The organism is Nostoc sp. WHI, assembly GCF_015714725.1.
Taxonomy (GTDB): domain Bacteria; phylum Cyanobacteriota; class Cyanobacteriia; order Cyanobacteriales; family Nostocaceae; genus Nostoc.
The window spans coordinates 1-17,496 of sequence record NZ_WBKM01000308.1 but is presented as its reverse complement, the minus strand read 5'-3'; the positions used below and the strand labels follow the sequence as shown (position 1 = coordinate 17,496).

Below are 17,496 nucleotides of genomic sequence, written 5' to 3'. Positions count from 1 at the left end.
GGGAGCGATGCGATTTTGTGAGATGCCTTGCTTCGTTTGGGCAGGGGGCAGGGAGCAGGGAGCAGGGAGCAGGGAGCAGGGAGCAGGGAGCAGGGAGCAGGGAGCAGGGGGATTAGAAATTAGCGTTTTATGAGCCAAGGAGATGGATTGTTAATTATGGTTACTAGAATCCCTAAAACTCGGTTGTAAACTCCATAAAGCTCTCTGCCTATATCAACGTCTAAATAACTACATTTAACAGCAAATTTCAGCCAAGTCTGAGTTTCTGCTGCTTCCGCTTCTGAATCATTCAATTTTGCAATAAAAGCAGCTTCATAACGGCGTTTTCTCCATGCTTCTGCCAGATTTGCACAAACTGAACGAGATGAACGACGAATTTGATCAGTTAAAGAATAACGTTCTTCAACAGGAAACTTCTTAGATAATTCAAAAATTTTCATGGCTACATCAAATGCCATTTTATATACTTCCAAGTCTTCATGACTTTTTATTGGTTCTTTTTCCATTCCCCCTGCCCCCTGCTCCCTGCTCCCCTGCTGTCTTTAACATGATCTCACAAAATCGCATTGCTCCCGTATCAACACTCAGAAACCGCTTGCGCCCTTTGATTTTTTTGCCTGCATCAAAGCCCACTTCCTCACTCACTATCGCCGCAGTTTTTACACTTTGACTATCGATGATAGCTTCTGATGGACTCGGATGGCGTGTATCTTCGATTCTCGTCCATTCTCGCAGATTATCATGAATTTTCACCCAAGTTCCGTCTCTGCGCCAGTTGCGAAAATAAGTATACACAGTTTGCTAAGGGGGAAAGTCCCCAGGCAGCGCGCGCCATTGCACTCCTTCTACCAGGACATAAAAAATCGCGTTTAGGACTGACAATATATAGACTTCACGCTTGCGTCCACCTTTTTTTGGTTCTGGAATCATCTCACTGATAAATTCATATTGAGCATCAGTCAAATTACTGGGGTATGCTTTACTCATGTTACTCTCTCGGTGCTGTGTTCTTTCTATTCACAGCTTACACTGAGAGAGCTTTTTTACATCCTGACCAACTTTTCAAACACCCTCTCAGATGTCACTCATATTTTTGTGTCAAAAAGCTTCTTTTATATTCTCTTAACACAAAATATTACTATTTCGGAGATGTCTAATGAGAAACTTTGTAAATTTTTGTAATACAACATCACTTTTAAGAGTGTTATCAGATGTATATTAACATTCAAGCACTTGCGGTTAGATTTCGACTGTAATCGATCTGAACAACAATAAAACATGGAGCAGATTCGCCGATTTAGTGTTAAATCACTTATCGTTCTTGTATTATTTAGCTTTTTTCTAATAGTAAGTTCTGCCTTTGTGGCTGACTCGCTACAAGCTAGTACCAGGATGGAAACGCACGAAGATTTGTCAGCAGGTTACTTTCAATTACGAACTTATCTGAAGGAAACTCATCCCCAGTTACTATCACATAATAGGACAGAGAGCTTGCCAACAGCATTTCAGAACTGTAATGCTGTCCAAACTGGCACAATACATCGTTTTATAAAGGGAAGAGATACCTGCCTGACTCCAATGACGCAGCAGGAAATTGAACAAAACTTAAACGATCCTTTTGCTATAAATATCCTTCGTAAAGAAACTTTTCCAGATAGTGTGGATGGAATAATTCAGTGCATTTCCAATTCTGGGTTAGGTTTTCAACAGGTTAACTACATGGTAGGGGAAGGCAGCAAAATTCCCACTACGATCGCTTCACGTGAAGATCCTCGCAATCTGCGTTATGTAATTGCTTGGAGAATAAGGAATGCAACTCCCTCTGCTCAGATTTTCTTAAGTGCAGCGCCCGGGGGAAACTCGAATTTCCTACAAATAGCCTCCTGGGACTCTACAGCAAGCAAATACAACTTCTACGAATTCCGAAAATCGGACAGTTCAAGGTACGAATTCCAAGAACAGCAAAGTTCAGATATAGGAGCCACTAATAAAGTATGGAGTTGGGCGGGGGATTCATCAATGGCGCGGCTTCCCCAGACGATAGGAAAAGGGTGCTTTGCCTGCCATCATAATGGGGTCGTGATTATGAAAGAACTAAGGACTCCCTGGAATAACTGGCAATCTCAACTTGCTAGTATATCTCCTCAAGTTGTCCCCGAAGCCGTCGCCAAGGAATTAATGTTCCAGAATTTGATTGGTGCTCAGGAGCTAGAACGTGACATCACAGGAGGATTTAGCAAATACTACGAAGATTGGTTGGATAAGCGCTATCAACAGCAGGGTTCGACTGTACATCTGAGTGATGTTAATCAAATGTTGGCTCATGTGATTTCTAATACTACAGTCAACTTAGCTTCCACCCAAATTCAGAGCAATGGCGCTCAGACAAGCCCCTCTGGTAGTCCTATTCGTGGAATACCAAATGACTTTTTCCTGTGGAATTCAACGCTACGCGATGTTTTGCGTCTCCAATACCAGATTCCAGACATCACATTTAACCGTGAAAATTACGACAATTATCTGACAGCCAGTAACTTCAAGCTGGTGCAAGATATAAAGCCTGGTTTTGAGCAGAATGGTTCCACTCACTTTGCTTTCTTTGTACCTGTACCTTCAGCAGAAGATACTTTGATGGTCAGAGAACTGCTCAGAGAGAACATTCTCTCAGATAAATTTGTAGCCGCCCTAGTAATGGTGGATTTCAAAAACCCAGTTTTTTCTGAGAAGCGGACAAGCTTACAGCAGTATGCAGATCAAATTACGACTGGTACTATCACAAATGGAGTCAGTGACGTACCTGACAACTTTGCCGCCCTAGTGAAGTCAGTGGCTGACAAACAACCTGCCTGCGATACAAACAATTTTGATAGCTGTACGGCTGAACAAGAATTCCTTCAAACCTGGAATTTACCAGATGACCAATGGAAAACAACTGTGCAGCAACAAATTCAAAACTATTTCAATACGATTGGACAACTTTCCCCAACTCAGCAGTTGGATCAACTGATGAACTTGAGTGTGAAACGACGAGATGAATTTGCGTCTTGGAAAAGTATTAGCAATCTGAATGAATTTAGCTTACTTCTTCCCCAAACCAGTTTATCTCCTTAGGCTCTAATCGTCTTTTCAAGTTTCAAACACACAACCGCAAACATTACCTTATTTTTGGAGGAATTAATATGTCTAATCTATCTCAATTCGACCCACCAGCTCATCAGAATGATTTTAAAGCGGGTGAAGAACATCAAGAGAAAGCCTTGCGAGCGCGATGGAACGATATCATTAAGCTGTTTACACAGCGGGCATTAAACAACACCCCCTGGAGTTTAACCAACCAACCAGCAGTAAATCAGTACTATAATCCTCTTGACACATCCATTCCTAATGGTACAGGAGGGGCTGCTATCAAGTGGACTGCGTTTCCCAACCGGATAGAGCTTAGTTATTCCAATGAAGATATACTTACCCGATCAAAGTATGCAGATGAAGGAACACCAGATCCAAACTGGACACCGCTGGGAGCTCGTGGTTGGCAAGATGAGTATTGTGAGTGGAGCGTTACCCGCAACGCGAACAACAAAATTACTAAGGTAATGTTTACCTGTGAGAACCGGGAGTACTGGTACACTCTTTGGGACATTGACCCAGAAGTTGTATTGCGGCTGTATCAACAATTGGTTAGTCCTCAAGTCAAGTTAGAAGATCTTTACTTGAATAACAATAATGAACCAATCATCGACCCCGCAACTGGACGACCTGCCTACAACGATCTCAACAAATGGAATAGCACAACCACAAATGGAGCAGTGCATTTAATTAGTGGTCCTAATACCTTATCTGCTCAGATTCTTCTGGCTAGTCAAGCCACTATACTGCGTAAGGATGATGGGGGAAACCCGGTCACTGACCCAGGGCGACTGCTTGAGTATAGCCGATACGGTACCCGAAACCGCAATAGCGATCCGCATATTGGAGTCACAGTAAATAATTTAGTTCGTGGCAGTGGCGCACCTGGTTCTGGTGTGCGAATTACACTGGAAAATCCGGTTGGACTATACATCCAAGAGCCAAGATTTGATCTTTACAGACTTCCCCGTACCGCACCATCGGGTGCACGACCCTCAGATTACTGGAAGATTATTCGTGGTCGCAAGCGTCAAAATGGAGAGGATGTGGATTATATCCTCCATGCAGTGTTTGAAGTGCCGGAGGAACACGGGTTCACTGTCAGTGACATCACCATTGATGGGAGTAATATTCAATACGGTTCTCAGATTACACGAACATTTGAAGTCGCTCTGGTTGGAGTACCTCTGCCTCAGATCGATTTACTACAAGAACTTCCACGTTCAGAGGATCTCCGCCCTGCTCTACCACGTCCTAACTGGTTAAGAGAACTGAATTTATTTCAGGTGGCTACACGTTCTGGCTTGAATATGCGAATTGAGCTAGGTACGACTGTACAAAATGTATTACTGCGAGCATCTAATGCTGATGCTGGTGCTACGATTGAATTTAAGGACGGGTTTGGAGTTAGAGTAACCTCAGTGGCTCCTGGAGGAACCAACGAAGACCGATATTTCGTTCTTTCCATCACAGTAGATGCCGATGCTCCACTAGGTAATCGCTCTCTGTTACTAACTAATCCAGATGGTTCTCATGGACCTGCAGTATATGGGCTATTAGAAGTAGTTAAACCTGGAACCCTTGCTAAAGTTGAAGAGGATCTTCCAGCATCGATGAAAGCAGCTGATATTTCTTTAGAATCAGTTGTTAGCTATGAATACCTTAAAAAACTTGCTTTGGAGAATCCAGAAAAACGATAACCCTTTGCTTGACTAAATTAACGAGAGTTCGACGGGTATAAAAAACCTCTAGAACTCTTGCAAAAGCTTTTTATGTCAGTCAACCTGGCCGAACAACAGCGAACATGGATAAGAGGACGTTTGAAAAGTTTTTAGGGGTCAAATTTTATGCTAATCGCCTTACCATGAGTCGAATCATGGCAAGGTAAATAAATGTCTCCGATGGCTAATCAAGGACGGGTGATATTAGCGATCGATGGGATGCAGCCAGAAATTGGACATGAGGTATTATGGGTAATTCGAGATTGCTTATCAGGAGAAATTTTACTAGCTAAAACCTTATTATCATCAAGAAATGAAGATTTAGTGGCGTTATTATTAGAAGTAACTAATACCCTAAATGTACCAATTGATGGCGTTGTTAGTGATGGACAACAATCAATTCGCAAAGCTGTTAGGTTAGCATTACCTAGTATTGCTCATGGTTTATGTCATTATCATTACCTAAAGGAGGCAATTAAACCCATATATGAGGCGGATCGACATGCAAAAAAGGAATTAAAGAAAAAAGTTAGAGGATTACGAGACATTGAACGTAGTGTTACCAATGAAGATAAGGATTTGGCAAACATTATTGAAGATTATTGCTCGGCAGTACGTAGTTCTATAACCAATGATGGTCATCCACCGTTAGAGGCATCTGGATTAAAGTTACAAGAAAATTTGACGTTGATAGAGCAAAGCTTAGAGCGGATGGAAAAAAAAGTGCTTTACCACCACCTTTAGTCAACCTGAAACACCTGATAGCTAAGGGTTTATCTGCGACTGCATCTTTATTTTCACCTGTCATAGTTGCATATCAGTGGGTTAATAAAGCTAGTAATATTCTCAATAATAAAATAGGTCTTGATGCTGCTGTAGTCAAACAAAGTTATCAGCAACTGTTAACAGAAATGTCCCAACAAAAACAGAAAGCTGGTACACTGACCACCGCCATCGATAACTTTATAAAAACCACCCATAACTACTGGTCTGGACTTTTTCATTGTTACGAAATTGAAGATTTTCCTCGAACTAATATAGCGATTATCAGTCTTCTGAAGTACAGTAGCAGCAGTGAGTAAACCAACCCAGTAAATTGTCTATCGTCACTTCTGCAAATGCCGCATCTAATGCCTTGAGTAAATCAGGATATGTCCTTGCACCGATGCGACGGAGAATGTTCTTAATCTTCGACCAACAGTTCTCGATGGGTGAAAAATCGGGGGAGTAGGGGGGGAGATAAATGAGGCTAGCTCCAGGAGCGATGATCAAAGCTTCAAGTTCATCACTTTTATGGATCGAGCAGTTATCCATGATCACGACTGCACCAGTCCAAAGTTGGGGTACGAAATGAGAGAGCGATGAAGGCATCAAAGGTCAAGGCATCGATAGAACCTAAACCACTCCACTGAGTGAGCAGTCCGATTCTCGCTAATAGCACCAATCACCGAGACATTTCTCCCTTTGCGAGTTGGCTTTGGAGCATAGGCCCGTTCCCCTGATAAGGCGCGTGCACATTTGCGAATGAAGGACAGATTAACCCCCGATTCATCTAAGAAAATCAGATTTTCCACGGGTATCCCCCTCAAGAGTTTCCAGTACTCAAATCGGGCCAATTGGACTTCATCAGTGCCTTTTTTCGTGGGGTGGAGACTTTTTTTTGAGGTTTAGGTTGAGTTTCCAGCGAACCATCGGATTCACTGTGGCCACCCCAATTAACACCTCTGTTTTCTCATAAAGTCGTTCCCGCAATTCGCTTAACGTCGCATCGGGCTGTGCTGTGACCAGTTGGCGCAGGATTTCTAGCTGTTCGGCATTCAATTTTGTTGGCGTCTGCTCAGTCCGCACCTTGGGGCCGATCGTGCCAAATTCACGATCGCGTTTGAGTAAATTTTGGACAAAACTTAAGGTGACGCCAAAGTTTTTCGCCAGTTTTCGTTGGGAAATGTCACCGCAGGCATAAGCATCAACAATTTTCTGACGCAAGTCGAGAGAGTAGGCTTTCATCGCCACCAGTTATCAGTAAAATTGCTCTTTCCTATTGTACTGCACTAGACTAATAACCGCTATAATGACTTAGAACATGCTTTTGGGATGCTACGTCATCATCAACGTCGTTGTACAGGTCGTAAGGTTGCCCCCTCATCTCTCGTTATTCGTGGTTCCGTCAAACTTGCCTGTGCCATCGCTACTAAACTTCATTCTTTCACCGCATCTGATTTAGCACAAGTTGATATTCATACTTGGCTCGAATTACGCTCTCAATTGCAAAAACACCACAAAGCCAGAATTGAACAGTATCGATTTCGCAGAGATCCCAAGGCTTACCTAGCTAATCTAGAGAGTCGTCTTCTCTAGTAAGTTTTGCCACACTAGAATATAATTCATTTGCTATGTAATACTCTTCAGCTAGAGTTTTGTACTTTATGCAAAAAGAGTGAAAAACTTTTAAAGCTGCCCTATACAAGGATTAGACGTAATCAACCAAGCCCAATACAAAACCCTTGACTGAATACGTGTAAACCAATGGTTATCAAAATTTGGTCAAACATAAATCCACTATTACCCCAAGGAGCAATCGTAGGCTGTGGAGGGCGGTTGTAGCAAGGTCACAGAAGAGGCGATCACTTACATTAGGCGCACTTTCACAAAAATACTCTACCGAGTTATTCACATCAATAGAGTATACAAATTTACTATGATCACCTTTTACCAGCATTCAGTTTATACTTCGGCAAACATTTATACCTCTGTATAAGTACTGCAAATCTTGCCTACAGCGATCGCATCAAGCACTGCATAAGGGCAATCACTCCTGCTAACCTCCTTTTATCACTGCCGCTATCTCTTGACAGCATAGGTCATATTCGTGCGTTGCCCCAGGGACTGTTCAAGGGCAGCGATCGCTACGCAAGAGAAATCAACTTCTCATTTTCGCTTTTATATAGCAGAGGAGAAAAAGTCGTAATTAGTAGGGATAACAACGTTGTTTCCATTAATTCGCCTCCACTAAGTTATGAACAAAAAATGGGCTGTCAAACGAATCACAATAAATCTTGCATCAGCTGAAAGCGAAAAACTTGAAAAATATTGTGCGAGTACAGGTAGACCTGCAACTGATGTGATTCGGGAGTTGATCCGCTTTCTGACAATAACCGAGTTGTCAGCGTCTGAACAGACTACACCTACCTTAAAATATGATGTTCCCATTCTGAAATAATGGCAATTGAATGGCTTGTGACTGTTTGGCGTTATCAAGGTTAGACAAAGAAATCCCCAACAACCTGATGCTCCGATTCTCCAGATCAATCGACTCAAACAGCGCTTTAGCTATCTCAAAAATCGTAGATAGTTCACCGATGGGAGCAAGCATTGTCTTACTGCGGGTTAAACGCTGATAATCAGAGAACTTGACTTTTAGAGTTAATGTGCGACCTCGCGTTTCGTGCTGCTCTAACCGTTGCTCGACAATTTGGGCAATCTGTTCAAGTTCCTGCAACATCTGGCTGATATCGCTTAAGTCCTGTGCAAATGAGGTTTCTGCACCAATTGACTTACGAACCCGATTCGCCTCAACTGGGCGGTCATCTTCTGCCCTGGCAATTTTGTAGTAATAATGACCAGCTTTACCAAAGTGGTGTGTTAGCTCAGAAAGTGTTCGCTCTTTCAAATCAGCCCCAGTATTGATGCCGAGTGAGTGCATTTTAGCCGCAGTCACCTCTCCAACGCCGTGAAACTTCTCAATTGGTAGCTGTTCTACAAAGGCGATCGCATCCTCCGGTAAAATTACCGTTAATCCATTCGGCTTATTTTGACCTGATGCCATTTTTGCAAGAAACTTTTTAATTGACACGCCTGCGGTTGCCGTTAACTGAGTTTCCTGGAAAATCGCAGTTTTGATATGTCTTGCGATCGTAGAAGCATAGGTGATATTTTGCTTATTTTCAGTAACGTCCAAATATGCTTCGTCTAGTGCGACCCCTTCCACTAAATCACTGTAGCGTTTGAATTGGGCGTGGATTGCAGCAGAAATCTCTCGGTAAACATCGAATCTGGGTCTGACAAAGATAAGTGCGGGACATTTAGCGATCGCTATTACTGAAGGCATCGCGGAGTGAATACCAAACTTACGAGCTTCATAACTGGCTGCTGCAACTACGCCTCGCTGATTCGGGCTGCCATTACCCTATCTATATTGAACTTCATTTTTAATGTATAATCTAATACTTAAAATTTCTTAGCCGTAATTACTTTTCAACTGATGCGTCAAACTGCAATGGCGCTCTCAGTAACTGCTGTCGTTACCCTACGGTAACGCCAACAGTAAACACATTCGGATTATAGCCAATCTTTGATTGCTATGTCGGTTCGCAGACTAAGTGAAAAATTCTCAACGGAAGAATAGGGTTTCTGGCTTGTATTGTCGCAGACTAATTGAAAATTTGTCGCAGACTAATTGAAAATTTCCTACCAAATTCGCAGACTAATTGAAAATTTCTTTTGATTCTGCACGTAACTGTATTGTAGTATTTTTATCTTAACCTTAGTACAGCCCACCTTAAATGAGGTACGGAATTCACTTTTGGAATGAGTAGCGTCTAGTGTGATATCTCCGCTTGTTATAGGCCAATAAGGTTCAGTATTACCCTAAAATAAACGTTAAAAATAAATCGAAATTTTCTAAATTGTTCTTAAAGCAAAAAGGAGAAAATGAATAACGTTATTATTCCCATCGAATTTGAACTCGCGGCAATAAAAATAGCTCAAGCGCATTTCCCTTGGCTACGTTTTAAAGTATCTCCTATCCAGGAGAAGGGAAGAGTCTACAATCGCTCATCAGACGCTATTTATTTTGAAGCTTACTTTCAAAATAGTTTGATTGATTATGATCCTCTCCACAAAAATAATTACTATCCTAGTTTTAACTTTTACTTGTTGCCAGGAAAGAGACTAATTCAGTTAAGTGGCTGGTGGCGCAATCAGGTGCTAACTTTCATCTACGCACCATTAGACCCAGAACCATACAATAAACACTGGCAAAATGACAAAAACTTGGCTGTACCTTGCCCCTATCCAGATGGCGATAAATTTGAACAGATGGCAATCGCTTTATTTTCTTTAGTTCAGGAGTATTTAGTAGGGTATGAGGGGTGATGCTGCAAGAGCAATTATCTAGGATTTTTCAGCCAAGCCATTTAGTAGCTCAACTTACTCAATCAACCCCAATACGCTTGGGTTAAGAATTTTTTCTCTTCTCTCTGTTTCCTCTGCGCGGCAGTCGCTCATGGGGGAAACCCCCAAGACCGCGCTGCCTTGCCTCTGCGGTAGCCTGCGGCAAGCCGCTCCGCGTCTACGTTAAAAAAGTTGACTTTGACAAAGAGTTTTAGCCTTAACTGAACCGTGTTGTATTATAGGCATGGCAATTTTCATTTACAACCCTTTTTTACGATGACGTGTACTTAGTCTTAGTGATTTATTCCAACATCTGTGTCCGAAAATTAAGTAATTTTTCTAATCCAAGCAAAGGAAAAAAGGTATCATTTCTAACTCTTGGCTCTTTTGCTATCAAACCTTCAAATAAATCATAATTGTAATCGGAAAGGTTATTTAATTTGTTCGATTTTGCAGCTTCTAAATCTTGAATTTGACTATTGTAATTAATAGATTCTATTTCAGGTACTTGGCACAGTTTGTAAATCTGGAAAGACAGAGCAAATTCTTCGATATTGGCGATATTTATTTGAGAATCACGTAAATCAAAGCCACATTGACATTTGAACAATCTCGGTCTTAAAAACTTTATTTTATTATTACAGTTGTAACAAGTATCAATCAAAAAACATTTATGAAATGGACATACTGTGACACGAGATAGATGCCAAACCTGAGAATAATAAGCTTTGGTCTGCCAACAGATAGGGCAAAATCTGGCCCCAGTTTTATTAAATAAGGAGGTAGAAATATTTTCGCCAAATGCTTTGACTACGCTTGTGAAGATGTATGCAGAGCTACAAGAATTAGTTGAAGAAAATGCCATTGCCCAAAGAATACTGTCTTCTACTTCAGTGATCTGACTAAGGATGCATAAATCATCAATTTTAGAGATAAAAATATTACTATATATTCCTGTGACTCTCAGTTGAGAAATTTTTAAAATATAATTTGGAGAAGGGTAATAATTAGTATCTGCAAGTCTAGCAATATAGCCAATAAGACTCTCATCTATATACGGGCGAGGTCGGCGCAAAAGTTTTTTATTGGAACACACGTTTAATATTATTTATGCAGAACATCCGATGCCTTTTGATTTCTCTTTTTAGTTTTAATTCTTTGGCTAGTACTTCCTATATTAACCAGAGATTCGTTTAAAGATATTTTATTTTCTAGATTTACTAAACAATCATCGTTAAGGAAAGGGTTTTTCTTGTAAGGCTTATCAGCTCTTACATATTTTTCAAAAGCCCTAGCCAGAACCGGGTAATCAAGTTTGTTTAAACCTTCTGTTAATGTCAAGTAAGTTCCATAACGAACTAGCTTCATTACGTAAGCTATAATTCCATCAGAAGCATAGTAAAAACGAAAAGCCATCTCCTCACTAGCTAAATTTGATTCTAATTCAAGGGGAAGCTGCGATTCTATTGCGTGTAAAAAAGTCCGAAATTCTTTTCCGCAATCCTCTGCCCAAGAAAAAGGGCTAAGATTATGTCTATTAGCAAATCTTCGGCTTAATTGAGGATTAAATTTAAAAACTGCTTCAGCTTCGGGTAATCCAATAAGTACCATCGGTACCTTTGTGTCGAGTATTAAATTTTTCAGCCAATCTGATACTGTTCTGAGAACCTTGGCTGAATCCCTATCAATAAAGTGTTGAAATTCGTCTAAAAAAACTAAAGAAACTCCACAATCTTTCATCAATCCAATTAGTCGGATTATTTGATTGCTGATGGTGCCTTTTTCATAAGCAGGGTCTCCCAATTCCCATAACAGTTTACTCACAACACTTTTGACGGTTGCTGGAGATGGAATAGTCACAGACAATAATTTTACAATAGTACCTGAATCTGTTTCAATCCTGGGATATTTTTGAGCATAGCTTTTAAAAATAGTAGTTTTACCTGCTCCAGTTTCCCCCTTTAAGAATAAGCATTCAGGTTCGTCTTTGAGATTAGAAAAATTATGACAATCCTCTATTGCAGATAATATTTCTTTAAATCGAGGATAAGCAACATAAATATTATTAGCTATGGATAGCTTTTCTGATAAAGTCATGTTTGACAAAGATTTTGGGATTTTTGGCATATTAATAATTTTTATGAAGGTAATCCGATACTGACATCCCAACCAGATAAGTCTGGCTTCCATGAAGCAGTTTCTTCTAAATTTTCAGAGAGCTTATCACTAACTTCAACATTAACTTTTTTATTTGGTGAGCTTTTTCGCTTATTTGGTTTTATTGAATTCTCTCCACTGTCTTTGCAAGATGGGCTTTGAATGTTATTAAAGTTTTCAACTTCTATTTTCTCTCTATTTTCCTCAATTGAGGATGATGAAAATTCATTGTTGAATGCACTACCAAGCTCTGATATGCCTGACATTACTGAAAATTCACTCTTTGGTATAGTAACAGTTTCAGGAGCAATTGAATTTATAGCCATATCATTATTCAAAAGCTGCTCATCTTTAGAAAACTCAAAGTCTCCTGTATTCAGTCCTGAACGACCGATACCTTTCCATCTCGCCATAGCAGTACGGGTTTTGCCTTTTTTTGATGACATCCATTCCTGGTCAACAATTTTTTGAATCTGCTCTTTGGCTAAGGCTAATGCTATAATATCGACTTTTTCAGCTTCCTGACGTGCCAGTTTTTTTATTACTTGGTGTTGCCAAATACTTAACCCTTTAGTATACTCTTGGCTGAGAGCAGGAACAGATAAAAATTGATGAATTGTTGGATCAAAAACATAGATTTGAGATAAATCTGTAGGGTCATATTTAATAGTTGCTTTTTCTGATGCTAAAGCTGATGAACGGAAGCGAGATAATTCAAAACTATTGTAAATAAGCCCTTCAAACTCTACCCCCCTTCTAGTGACTTTGCGTGTGGTTATATTTCCCACTAATACTTTTAGTTGTTGATAAGAACCTGGTAAAGCTGGAGGAAACTCTTGGATAGCTTTTGACCACACAGATGTCCGAGGCGATTTTAATTCTGGATGAGAACTTTGGTTATAAATATCGATAATGAAGATATGTAGAATTTCTTGCAGTGCTTCAAAAGAAATCACTGCATTTTTCAGAGGGTTGTAATCATACTTCTTCATAAAGTTTGAGAAACTTTTCCCTGGTAGGTCACTCAAAAGTTGACTATTTACTGCACCAAAATATCGTTCTATTGAACTTTTGTACCAGGGCATTCTGGGTGGTGAATATTGAATAGCTATTCCCAAAGATAAGCAAGCATCTTCAAAATGTGTACTATAAAATTCTTTTCCATTATCAACCACAATCACTTCTGGCAGTCCATAAGTGTCCCAAGTATTTACTACGCTTGGGAAATTTTCGATTAGATAGTTTTTGGGACGGATAACGTGTAGCAAACATTGCATTACCGATAAATAGCTCGGAGGTTCAAAACTGGCGTAATACCCTAGTATGACTCCTGAATATTTATCTACAGCAGAAGTTAACCAAGGGGTGCCAATAGGCATTCGATGTTCTGCGTCTACTACAAACAATGGCAGTTTAGTGTGGTCAATTTCTATCCTTTCTAAAGGACGATTCGGGCGTGGGCCCTTCATTACTGGGTCATACATTTGAGAGGCTATACGGTTGCCTAAACGTTTTTTAGCGACTACACATGGATCTAATTTAGATGCAAATCTGTAAATAGTTGAACGATGTGGAATTTCTAAAGCTTTTTGACCAATGCTTGCACGAGTAAGATTTTCCTGCCTAATTTGGCGCAGAATTTCATCATGTACATCTGCCATATCTGGTCGAGAAGGATTTAAATAGATTTCTTGAATGCAACTATCAATAATTTGAATTACTTCTTTCTCTAGTTTGGGTCGGTAATCTCCTTTGTATTTATGCTTAGGAACTAATGAACGAATATCCTGACCTGAGCTTTCATAAGCTTTTAGCCAACGGTAAAGTGTTAACCAATTTGGCGGATTAAGGTCATTAATTTGTTCTGATACTTGTTCAATAATCGGTTGCAGACTAGCTGGAGTCCTTTGAGGTATATCTTGCTCTAAAACAAAGCTGACATAGCTGTATTTTCTTTTAGCTTCAAAGCGAATTTCTTCAGGAAGTTGAGTAAAATCAGCTTGGTTCTCATTTCCTTTTCGTCCAACAACACTAAAAGATTCTGTTGATTGAAGTTCTAATTCTTCCCTAAAAAGAAACTGAACTAAAGCTGTATATGTAATTCTAGACAAGACTTCGGTAACGACTTCACATATCTGTAATTCACCATTGGCTAACTGCTGTTTGATTACATATTCGCGCCCTTTTAGCCAAAAATGAAGTCCAGGTCGGAGTTGGTATCTATTCATACATCCAAAAGTAATGCTTGAACATCACCTTTAAATTGAGATAGTTGAATTAGACTTGCTGCACCTATAGATTCCATTAAATCTGTTGACAGCCAGCCAAAATACAGTAGTTTGAATAATAGATTGGGATATATTCCTTTTCGCTCTAGATCATGACACACCTGTTTGAAAGGCGTTGGTTCTCTGGAAGTGAAATAACATTGACAGTCTAAGTATTGTTGTAGTGTCAATGGACTACGGGCATACTTGTATAACAGCTTAATATTGTCCAGTTTAGGTTGCTGCCGAATCATTGTATCAGTCACTACCATAAATCTCATGCTCCGCTCTTCACATAAATGGCTGATATGTCTCCATTTATCAAGATTTTTTTGGTCATTAACCTGGGATGCAGGTTTCACTTCTATCACCTGTTGTTGCCCTATTCTTTGTACCCAGAAATCGGGGGTATAGTTTTTAGTTACACCTTTTGAGATGTAAGTTATTTTGAATGGCTGTCCCCTGTATGACTGGACTGTTGGATCAATCTCTAGCAGATAAATGTAATCTCGCTCAATTTGGGACTCCCACCAAATGATGGTGTCCATCTTCAAACTGGGGAATTTACCAATAATTTTCTTTGATCCACTATTGGTGATTCTTCTCACCCCGTTTGCCAAAGGCTTTCTTGCCCCCAATCTAGTGATAATCTCTCCAGCCTAATTGATCCACGCTCATTTTCAATTAGTCTGCGACAATTTTTCACATAGTCCGCGACAATTTTCACTTTGTCTGCGAACCGACAACAGCATGTTGGTGAAAGTGTAGTGTATCAAGGAAAGTGGTTTTTATCGGAGTTTATGTCGGATAAAAGATAAGGGCATCTTATTTTGTGTTGGGCATGATAAAATGAGGGCTGTCACTCTATTTCCTCCAGCTAATTGCTCAACTTATGATTACAGTTACATCCGCCTTCAAGCGATCGCTAGTCTGAGATCGCTTACAAAAATTAAGCCCTAGAATAGGGAATTGGTGTTCGGAAAGATATGGAGTATGCCAGCAAGAGATGTTTTTCACGATGCAGTCAAGCATGGATTAATTGCCAATGGATGGAAAATTACCCATGACCCATTGCCAGTTAGTTTTGAATTGGGGGATATGTATATTGATTTAGGTGCGGAAAAACTGTTGGCAGCCCAAAGAGGGGAGGAAAAAATTGCAGTAGAGATTAAAAGTTTTGTTAGAACTTCGGCAATCTATGAATTTCACACCGCATTAGGACAATTTATCAACTACCGACTGGCGCTTTCTGAGCAGGAACCAGAACGCACACTGTATTTAGCAGTACCAATTGATGCTTACAGTTCATTTTTTACAATTAGACTCGTACAAAATATTATCCGTATTCATCAACTGAAATTAATAGTTTATAACCCAGAGACAGAGGAGATTGTAGAATGGATAAACTAATACAGTACAGTGAAATCGTACAAAAATTGCTACGTGAATATGCAGAGATTGGTAACCCTGATTCAGATATAGAAACGCAAATAGTATTTGATACCGAACGCCATCATTATCAATTGATGAATGTGGGGTGGAAAAATCAACGCCGAGTTTATGGTTGTTTTTTACATATTGATATTAGAGATGGTAAAGTCTGGCTGCAACACAATGGTACAGAATCCGAAGTTGCAGAAGAACTGGCAAGTTTAGGTATTCCCAAGCAAGATATTGTGATTGGATTTCACTCTCCTTTTAAGCGCCAGTTTACAGATTATGCAGTTAGTTAAGCCATTGAACCACAACACAGATTCTTTACCTGCAATTAAACTTATTCCCCTGGATGGTGAAAGTTCATTAAAGATTCCTGGAATAAGGACTACAAAAACATCAGCACCTACTGATATTCGTCTTGTCAAAGTGCTAGAGTTTTTACGCAGCACCAATCTTGCACCGAACAGTCGCAAAATGTACGAACGTGAACTAAAGCGATTTTTGGGATGGACACAGCTACACTATCATGAGTTACGTCCGCGTCACCTTGGATTGTACAAGGAATATCTGCGCGATGAAGTAAAAACTGATTCAGGAAAACCTCTGTCAAAAAGCAGTATCAATGCTGGGGTTGCTGCGCTCAAAAGCTTCTTTAAATGGATGTGTTATATATATCCAGACATAATTGCAACTAACCCCACACTGGGAATAAAGCTAGAAAAAGTACCACTGCCACCAGCCCAAAGTTTAACTGATGAACAGATGAAGCGAGTGTGGTCAGCTTTAGAATTGTTAGGAGAAACAAAACAACGGGATACAGCCCTCGTCCACATTCTCAGTCACGGACTCCGTGCTGGGGAAATTGTGCAGCTAAATGTTGGCTCATTTGATGGCAAGCTGCTGTTTTTACCTGATACCAAAACCAATGAACCGCGCTTAGTGCCACTGCGGAAAGAGAGTCGGGAAGTTTTAGCAGAGTATTTGCTTACGCGAGAAGAAAGGAGTGAGGTGTTAAACAGCCTTAGCCCATTGATGATTTCACACCATGCTTCATACAAGGGCGAACGCTTGAGTTATCACGGTATTTACTTCGCTGTGGAAAAAATCGGTGAAATAGCTCACATTGAGGATTTACATCCTCACTCCTTTCGCCACACCTATGCTACTGATTTATTGCTATTGGGAGTTGACCCCAGCCATGCCCGTAAGCTGACTGGACATCAAAGCGAGAAGGCGTTTCGACGCTATACACTCCGTAGCGAACAGGAGGCTGCGATCGCTGCCTACTATCGTGCAATCGGAGAGGAAGTGGAGTAAGGTATGCCCAAACCACTTGATCCCAAGTGTCAGTTATGTTCCAAACTACCAACAACGAAAGCCAAAGTTTTACATGGAACAGCAGGGGATGGGTGTTGGAATCCAAAAGTCTGCCACAATCGCCGTTCGTTCTACCGTCGCCGGAGTGAAAATCATTCAGCAGAAATTGATGCGATCGCAGTCGAACCACCAGCAACATATTTTGCAGTGCTGTATTTGTATAAAGAACCAGGGGATAAACCATTACACGCTATGTCGGCAGAACTCTGGCTGGGGCAAAAGCCTGTTTGCCGCTTAGA

19 protein-coding genes and 2 pseudogenes are annotated in these 17,496 nt (G+C 40.4%); 10 read left to right on the top strand and 11 right to left on the bottom strand.

The genetic code is table 11. From position 1 onward, the window contains the following. Positions 1-119 precede the first annotated feature (119 nt). The 3 genes from F8S12_RS31640 to F8S12_RS42510 are packed head-to-tail and all read right to left on the bottom strand — an operon-like array spanning position 120 to position 987. Positions 120-506, bottom strand: a complete 387-nt coding sequence (locus tag F8S12_RS31640; protein WP_196517134.1) for a four helix bundle protein — start codon at positions 504-506, stop codon at positions 120-122. Continuing rightward, complete coding sequence (locus F8S12_RS42515; protein WP_442946843.1) at positions 478-753, bottom strand: hypothetical protein; 276 nt, start codon at positions 751-753, stop codon at positions 478-480. Before F8S12_RS42515 ends, F8S12_RS31640 begins: the two co-directional genes overlap by 29 nt. A gap of 48 nt (positions 754-801) precedes the next feature. Next, positions 802-987 carry a transposase gene (locus tag F8S12_RS42510; RefSeq protein WP_442946842.1) on the bottom strand — a complete coding sequence of 62 codons (186 nt, stop codon included), beginning with the start codon at positions 985-987 and terminating at the stop codon, positions 802-804. A gap of 405 nt (positions 988-1,392) precedes the next feature. Between F8S12_RS42510 and F8S12_RS31630 the strand changes: the two genes are divergently transcribed. The 3 genes from F8S12_RS31630 to F8S12_RS31620 all read left to right on the top strand — a co-directional run bounded on the left by F8S12_RS31630 (position 1,393) and on the right by F8S12_RS31620 (position 5,591). Then, positions 1,393-3,111, top strand: coding sequence for a hypothetical protein (locus F8S12_RS31630; protein ID WP_230968403.1), 1,719 nt, complete (start codon positions 1,393-1,395; stop codon positions 3,109-3,111). 68 nt (positions 3,112-3,179) lie between these two features. Next, positions 3,180-4,826 carry a hypothetical protein gene (locus tag F8S12_RS31625; protein WP_196520265.1) on the top strand — a complete coding sequence of 549 codons (1,647 nt, stop codon included), beginning with the start codon at positions 3,180-3,182 and terminating at the stop codon, positions 4,824-4,826. 192 nt (positions 4,827-5,018) lie between these two features. Next, the gene (locus F8S12_RS31620) at positions 5,019-5,591 is read left to right on the top strand and encodes a hypothetical protein (RefSeq protein WP_196520264.1); all 573 of its coding nucleotides are present in this window, start codon (positions 5,019-5,021) and stop codon (positions 5,589-5,591) included. A gap of 303 nt (positions 5,592-5,894) precedes the next feature. Here the strand turns inward: F8S12_RS31620 and F8S12_RS41195 are convergent, their stop codons facing one another. The 3 genes from F8S12_RS41195 to F8S12_RS41190 all read right to left on the bottom strand — a co-directional run bounded on the left by F8S12_RS41195 (position 5,895) and on the right by F8S12_RS41190 (position 6,854). Further along, positions 5,895-6,161, bottom strand: a complete 267-nt coding sequence (locus F8S12_RS41195; RefSeq protein WP_230968179.1) for a transposase — start codon at positions 6,159-6,161, stop codon at positions 5,895-5,897. Further along, positions 6,154-6,288: a hypothetical protein gene (locus tag F8S12_RS41825; RefSeq protein ID WP_269144838.1), complete on the bottom strand. Its 135-nt coding sequence runs from the start codon at positions 6,286-6,288 to the stop codon at positions 6,154-6,156. The genes F8S12_RS41195 and F8S12_RS41825 overlap by 8 nt, the downstream gene beginning before the upstream one ends. Before the next feature lie 185 nt (positions 6,289-6,473). Further along, positions 6,474-6,854, bottom strand: coding sequence for a helix-turn-helix domain-containing protein (locus F8S12_RS41190; RefSeq protein WP_230968180.1), 381 nt, complete (start codon positions 6,852-6,854; stop codon positions 6,474-6,476). An 87-nt stretch (positions 6,855-6,941) separates the two neighbouring features. Here F8S12_RS41190 and F8S12_RS31610 point away from each other — a divergent pair, with 87 nt between their 5' ends. Then, complete coding sequence (locus tag F8S12_RS31610; protein ID WP_196518296.1) at positions 6,942-7,205, top strand: hypothetical protein; 264 nt, start codon at positions 6,942-6,944, stop codon at positions 7,203-7,205. Positions 7,206-7,863: 658 nt separating this feature from the next. Continuing rightward, positions 7,864-8,067 carry a CopG family transcriptional regulator gene (locus F8S12_RS31605; protein WP_196518297.1) on the top strand — a complete coding sequence of 68 codons (204 nt, stop codon included), beginning with the start codon at positions 7,864-7,866 and terminating at the stop codon, positions 8,065-8,067. Here the strand turns inward: F8S12_RS31605 and dinB are convergent. Next, positions 8,038-9,015: pseudogene (gene dinB, locus F8S12_RS31600) on the bottom strand (DNA polymerase IV); the annotation flags it as partial. The gene F8S12_RS31605 and the pseudogene dinB overlap by 30 nt on opposite strands. A 542-nt stretch (positions 9,016-9,557) precedes the next feature. Here dinB and F8S12_RS31595 point away from each other — a divergent pair. Then, entirely contained in the window at positions 9,558-10,001 is a 444-nt protein-coding gene (locus tag F8S12_RS31595) for a hypothetical protein (protein ID WP_104899561.1), read from the top strand. A 319-nt stretch (positions 10,002-10,320) separates the two neighbouring features. Here F8S12_RS31595 and F8S12_RS31590 read toward each other — a convergent pair whose 3' ends face one another. From F8S12_RS31590 to F8S12_RS31575, 4 genes are all read right to left on the bottom strand, one after another. Further along, the gene (locus F8S12_RS31590) at positions 10,321-11,094 is read right to left on the bottom strand and encodes a TniQ family protein (protein ID WP_196520263.1); all 774 of its coding nucleotides are present in this window, start codon (positions 11,092-11,094) and stop codon (positions 10,321-10,323) included. Positions 11,095-11,123: 29 nt separating this feature from the next. Then, positions 11,124-12,146 (bottom strand): TniB family NTP-binding protein, encoded by a 1,023-nt coding sequence (locus F8S12_RS31585; protein ID WP_230968402.1) that lies wholly within the window; start codon positions 12,144-12,146, stop codon positions 11,124-11,126. Between the two features lie 11 nt (positions 12,147-12,157). Then, entirely contained in the window at positions 12,158-14,287 is a 2,130-nt protein-coding gene (locus tag F8S12_RS31580; RefSeq protein ID WP_230968401.1) for a Mu transposase C-terminal domain-containing protein, read from the bottom strand. A gap of 113 nt (positions 14,288-14,400) precedes the next feature. Then, complete coding sequence (locus F8S12_RS31575; protein ID WP_230968400.1) at positions 14,401-14,991, bottom strand: TnsA endonuclease N-terminal domain-containing protein; 591 nt, start codon at positions 14,989-14,991, stop codon at positions 14,401-14,403. A 445-nt stretch (positions 14,992-15,436) separates the two neighbouring features. On the opposite strand from F8S12_RS31575, the gene F8S12_RS31570 reads away from it, so the two are divergent. From F8S12_RS31570 to F8S12_RS31555, 4 genes and pseudogenes are all read left to right on the top strand, one after another. Next, positions 15,437-15,853: an element excision factor XisH family protein gene (locus F8S12_RS31570; protein ID WP_196519580.1), complete on the top strand. Its 417-nt coding sequence runs from the start codon at positions 15,437-15,439 to the stop codon at positions 15,851-15,853. Continuing rightward, positions 15,841-16,176, top strand: coding sequence for a XisI protein (locus F8S12_RS31565; RefSeq protein ID WP_196520261.1), 336 nt, complete (start codon positions 15,841-15,843; stop codon positions 16,174-16,176). Before F8S12_RS31570 ends, F8S12_RS31565 begins: the two co-directional genes overlap by 13 nt. Continuing rightward, positions 16,163-17,197, top strand: a complete 1,035-nt coding sequence (locus F8S12_RS31560; RefSeq protein ID WP_442946841.1) for a tyrosine-type recombinase/integrase — start codon at positions 16,163-16,165, stop codon at positions 17,195-17,197. Before F8S12_RS31565 ends, F8S12_RS31560 begins: the two co-directional genes overlap by 14 nt. 3 nt (positions 17,198-17,200) lie before the next feature. Continuing rightward, positions 17,201-17,496, top strand: a pseudogene (locus F8S12_RS31555) (hypothetical protein); the annotation flags it as partial.

Coding starts and splice junctions, on each gene's coding strand:
- F8S12_RS41190 (WP_230968180.1), bottom strand. CDS start 6,854: ATGAAAGCCTACTCTCTCGACTTGCGTCAGAAAATTGTTGATGCTTAT.
- F8S12_RS41195 (WP_230968179.1), bottom strand. CDS start 6,161: ATGGATAACTGCTCGATCCATAAAAGTGATGAACTTGAAGCTTTGATC.
- F8S12_RS31630 (WP_230968403.1), top strand. CDS start 1,393: ATGGAAACGCACGAAGATTTGTCAGCAGGTTACTTTCAATTACGAACT.
- F8S12_RS31610 (WP_196518296.1), top strand. CDS start 6,942: ATGCTACGTCATCATCAACGTCGTTGTACAGGTCGTAAGGTTGCCCCC.
- F8S12_RS31620 (WP_196520264.1), top strand. CDS start 5,019: ATGTCTCCGATGGCTAATCAAGGACGGGTGATATTAGCGATCGATGGG.
- F8S12_RS31565 (WP_196520261.1), top strand. CDS start 15,841: ATGGATAAACTAATACAGTACAGTGAAATCGTACAAAAATTGCTACGT.
- F8S12_RS31605 (WP_196518297.1), top strand. CDS start 7,864: ATGAACAAAAAATGGGCTGTCAAACGAATCACAATAAATCTTGCATCA.
- F8S12_RS31625 (WP_196520265.1), top strand. CDS start 3,180: ATGTCTAATCTATCTCAATTCGACCCACCAGCTCATCAGAATGATTTT.
- F8S12_RS31585 (WP_230968402.1), bottom strand. CDS start 12,146: ATGCCAAAAATCCCAAAATCTTTGTCAAACATGACTTTATCAGAAAAG.
- F8S12_RS31570 (WP_196519580.1), top strand. CDS start 15,437: ATGCCAGCAAGAGATGTTTTTCACGATGCAGTCAAGCATGGATTAATT.
- F8S12_RS31560 (WP_442946841.1), top strand. CDS start 16,163: ATGCAGTTAGTTAAGCCATTGAACCACAACACAGATTCTTTACCTGCA.
- F8S12_RS31640 (WP_196517134.1), bottom strand. CDS start 506: ATGGAAAAAGAACCAATAAAAAGTCATGAAGACTTGGAAGTATATAAA.
- F8S12_RS42510 (WP_442946842.1), bottom strand. CDS start 987: ATGAGTAAAGCATACCCCAGTAATTTGACTGATGCTCAATATGAATTT.
- F8S12_RS31575 (WP_230968400.1), bottom strand. CDS start 14,991: ATGGACACCATCATTTGGTGGGAGTCCCAAATTGAGCGAGATTACATT.
- F8S12_RS31595 (WP_104899561.1), top strand. CDS start 9,558: ATGAATAACGTTATTATTCCCATCGAATTTGAACTCGCGGCAATAAAA.